The 4,759-nt window shown below is 60.7% G+C and carries 2 protein-coding genes; both read left to right on the top strand.

Annotated elements, in window-relative coordinates:
• Nucleotides 1-1,316 precede the first annotated feature (1,316 nt).
• A complete protein-coding gene (locus G503_RS0111040; protein ID WP_028027614.1) occupies nucleotides 1,317-4,304 on the top strand; it encodes a hypothetical protein in 2,988 nt (995 codons plus the stop codon).
• A 183-nt stretch (nucleotides 4,305-4,487) separates the two neighbouring features.
• Nucleotides 4,488-4,759, top strand: a 272-nt coding sequence (locus tag G503_RS0111035; protein WP_169628137.1) for a helix-turn-helix domain-containing protein, incomplete at its 3' end; no start/stop codon positions are given.

Here is a 4,759-nt window from a genome sequence, read left to right as displayed (position 1 = left end):
CCGCATCCCGCATCGCAAGGCTTGCCGCCGCAGGGCGACGAAAGTTCGTGCCCCTGTCCTCGGGAAAACCAAAACCTTTTTTGAGCCGTTTTCATCTCGAATGGTATAAAGACAGCAGTTGCTTGCGGATTGCAGCCACCTTGCCAAAAAAGTTCGGAAGAATTTGAACCGTTTCAGAGGCGACGGGAATATACACGCATTGAGAGAATTTGTTTTTGAGACGCTCTGGCGTGTGAAACGGGGGTGCGTGTATATGAGAAGGGACAGAACCAAGGGGGCACTGCGGCTGGGGAAGGCCAACCGCGCTGCGGGGGGGGGGGGGCCTCCAAAGCGCCATACTGAATAAGCTCGTGCGACTGACTGTCGCGCTTTTGCTGGTAGTTATGCTGGTGCCGGCGATTCCAGCTTCTCAGGTTGAAGAAGCCGAGGCGCTAACGGGGACGACAAGCTATGCAGGCTTTTTCAATATAGCCAATAGATGTGGCGTGGTGGGTCAAATCAAAGGAGACACGCTTCGTGCAGCTTGCACAGACTCTGCAAGTTATTACACAGCAGTCGGCACCCAGAACAGATCCTCTTCAGCAGCTTTTATCTCGAAGGAAAAGGTATCTCTTTCGTGCAATTGGACGATCTCGGCCAGTGTCAGTTTTCAAGGTTTTAGCCCGCACGCGAATAATGACTCACTAGGATTTAATATCAACGCTGGATTATCTACTACAAATGATGCCACTAAATTGGACGGCTGCGCTCTCTCCCTGCAAAAGGACTGGATTAAGAGTGAAGGCGGCTCGCATTACTTGATCGTTAAAGACATGGCCAATACGGTAGGAGCGCCGCGGCCCGCTACGAAAACCGCGATAACAGCAGCTAACCATTATGATCTGAGCCTCAGTTACACTTCCTCTTCAAGGACGCTGTCGCTTGCGGCGCAATCGCAAAGTGTGTCTGTTGCGCTTTCGAGCACGAACATAGGCTCTCGGCAGAGCGCGTATATCGACATCATGGGAACACTTGCGGCATATAGGATAACTGGCGGCCTTCCCACATTGAACTCTGGACAAGCGATATACCTAACTTTTAAATCTATGGCCCTCCCCCATCTCAATCCCGCTGTGCGCAGCGTCACTATCTACAATGAAAATACTAAAACAGAAATTAAGCCTACGGATGCTGTTCCTGCTAACACCCCAGTACGGGTTGTTTGCCGGGTGTACAACAACGACGCTAATTCGGCTGGCGAGCAGTTCGATACTCACTTCAAATTGGATTCGGCTGTCACCAAGAACATTGCAGTCGACACATCAAAAGGCGTTAAAGTGAACAATTCTCCTGTTTCGGGAACTATCAACAGCTCCACGGGCGTGCCTGTTGTGTTGAAGGGCACGAACAGCACGAGCAACACCGCTAACGATTCCATTATCGAATACTACGGTACGATCAACCAAGCGAATGGTGCGGCGGTAGTTGTGGGGCAGGTGATCACCGACGATATGTTCAACGGTTCCGCGTCGCTTACGAAAACGCTGGTGAACGCCCGTCCCATCACGCCAGCTCCCGACACTATCGATCCTGCGAACCCAGGTTCGGGGGCGGGTACCTCGTTCCATTTCGCGCGCCGTCCTGCGGCCAATGCGAACGGATGGAACAACTCGCCGGTTACGTTCACCTTCTTCCCCGGGGACCTTATGGCGGGCGGTGTACCGCAGCTGACGTTGACCAAAACGGGCGACGCCCTGCCCACGGCCACGCTGACGGCCGACAATCGCACTTGGATGCGCTCCGACGACACGGTCAGCTATCCGCTGACGCTGCAAGGGTCCGATCCCGATACGGGCGTGGTGTCGCAGACGGCTACCGACACGCTGAAGATCGACACCGCCGCGCCGTCAGCCTCCTTCGACAGTTCGTCGGGAGTGCTTACGGTGAGCGACGCTCCCTCCGATCCCTCCAAGGCTATGTCGGGTGTGTGGCGGCTCTACCGCACGGCGGCTGATGGGTCGGGGGCGCAGCTGGTGAAAACATTCGGGCTTACCAGCGGTAATGGCGCTGCTTCCCAAACGGTATCGGGGCTCGCCAACGGCTATTATGTGGTCGAAGACGCTGCGGGCAACAAAAGCTCGCCAGTGCGCGTGTCGGGCGTGAACCCGCCTACGCCCTCGCGTCCGTCGGGCAGCTTGCCGGGCGGGGGCGTCGATCCGGTAGGGCCGCCCCTGGGCGATGACGAGCCTGTTCCCGAGCCTGATATCGACGAGGCCGACGACGGCACTACCCATGCCACCATCAACGAGACGGTCACTCAGATCGCCGATCCTACGGGCGCGCTGTTTGGCGGCTCCTTCGACGCCGCTGACGCCAATGCCCTGATGGACTATCGTTATGCGTTCACCACCGCCGTACCGGGCGGCCTGACCACAACTACCGAGCTTTTGGCCGCCGACGGCTCGGCGCTGGCGGGCGGTTCGCTGCCCACCACGCAGCCCGGATCGTGTCTGGTGAAGCGCGTGGTCACCGACAAGCAGGGCAACACCACCACGGTGAACCTCACCTACCAGCTGGTGAAGCCGGCGTATCCCGAGGTGTATCCGGGCGGTCCCGGCACTGATCCGGATGCGCCGGATGGTACGGGCGGCGGCAATCCCGGCGGTGATTCGGAGAATCCGAAGCCCCCTGTTGAGCCAGTGGGACCGCCGACCATAAGTTCCGACGGCACCCAGCATGCACGGGTGAAGCTCACGGTGACCGAAGCCACGGTGCCGGCGTTCATGACCGCAGCCGGCGCTCAGGGATTGTTGCTGCGCCACTGGTCTCCGCAGACGGTTGACGGAGCAACGCCCAAGATATCGGTAGATTCTCTAGTACGCGTGGCCGACAACAGCGTGGTGAGCCGTGTGGATCTTTCCGTCCCCGACAATTATCTGATCACCTATACATTGGCCGATGCTGCCGGCAACACCACAGTGGTCGAGTTGACGTACTGCTTAGTGGCGTCTCGCCCGCCGCTTGTGGTGCCCGAACCGAGTGACGACGACCCGACGGCCATCGTTCCTCCGCTGCATCCCGTGGAGCCGCCCTATGTAGATGATGCGGGCAACCAGCACGCCGTGACTGACGATGCCATGACCGAGCCCGTTGAAGTGGGTGTGGTGATGTCCGAGACCGAGATACAAACGATGGTGGAAGAGCGCTATGCGTTCCTGTCAGCTGGCGGCGATGATGCGGAGGTCGTGGGATTCTCCGTTGCCGATATGGCGGGCAAGCCGACGACGTTCATCAACAAGAGCTTCCCGGCGAGTTATACCGTGCGCTATAAGGTGGCCGATGACGCGGGTGATACCACGCTCTTGCGATTGCGCTACAACTTAGTGGCCGATGACGAGCCGCCGGTGCCGCCGGCGCCGCCCTTGAACCCGGGGACACCCGACGAGGGAAGGCCGGACGCGCCGGTGATCAGCGTGGTCGATCCCGATGACCCGCTGCCAGGCCGTCCGCTGGGCCCCGTGTCGGTTGAGGAAGACGAGCGCGGTCTGCATCATGCGGTGATCGAGGACACCATTGTGGTGGGCTTGCGCGAGGGCATGATGACCCCGTCCGATTTCGCCGCGCTGTTCGCCAAGCGCTACGGGGTGGCATCGACGCTGGCTGATGGAGCGGTCACGGCCAGTTCCGTGGCGCTGTTCGACAGCGAGGGCGTGCCCATCACGGCAGTGGATCGATCGAAGCCGGGCATTTACCATCTAGAGCAGGTGTTCTCCGATTCCGCAGGCAACACCACCACCCTGCGCGTGACCTACGAGGTGCGGGCCGAGTTCGTGCAGACGTCGCTACCGGCGGCCGGCGTGCGCAACGGCAGCGGCGGGGCCGGCGCGCTGGACGGCTACGGCGGCCACTACACCCAGTTGGCGCTGGCCCAAACCGGTGACTTTTTCGGCCCCTGCCCGCTGCATCCGCTGTTCATACTGCTGATGGTGCTGGCTTCGGCCTACGGCATGATGAAGTTGCGCCTGGAATCGTTCGCTCGGCGTCGTTTGGTGCGCCAGGCTCGTGCCGCTGCCGAGGAGGCGCAGCGGCGGGGTAGCCAAGAGAGGCCGGCCGATCAGGCCGAAGTTTGTCTGCGGCGGCGTATGAAGCTGATCGACTACGGGGTGCTCGGCCTCATCGGCGCGGCCGCGTTGGTCATTGCCGCGGTGGCCTTGTGTCCCTACGACCTGCTGTGGGCCTTAGTGGTGCTGCTGGTGTGCGCCGCGTGGCTGCTTCTGCTGCACGGCAAGGTGCGCGCCACCAACCGAAAGCTTGCCGCCGTGTAGCCGCCCGCTCCGTAGGGGGCGGGCTTCAGGCCGCCCGCGGCCCGCCCGCGCCCGCGGCCGGCCCGCGCCCGTGCCGAGGCCCTTCCCCGCCCATAAAAGGGAGGGCGCCGCAACTGAACTGAACCCCGATAGTGGGACTGGAAACAAAAGTTTCCAGTCCCACTTGTTTTGAGGGGTGATAGCTTGAGGCACGGAACAGACGTCAGGGTCGAGGCGGTAAGATGCTTCGAGGCCGGCTACGCGGAAAAGGCGGTCGGGCGGATGCTGGGGATATCCGTCACCATCGCAAGGAAATGGCTTTACGCTTACAGGGCCCTCGGAAAGGAGGCGCTGTTCGTGACCGGACATAACACCTACCCGCACGAGCTCAAGGTCGAGGCGGCGAAAGCCGTCATCGAGGGAAGGATGACCAAGCCTGCGGCCATGAAGGCCTACGGCCTCAGATCGAAAACCCA

This window comes from Adlercreutzia mucosicola DSM 19490, assembly GCF_000422625.1.
Classification (GTDB): domain Bacteria; phylum Actinomycetota; class Coriobacteriia; order Coriobacteriales; family Eggerthellaceae; genus Adlercreutzia; species Adlercreutzia mucosicola.
The sequence above is the reverse complement of the archived record's forward strand: the minus strand, read 5'-3'. Positions and strand labels throughout refer to the sequence as shown.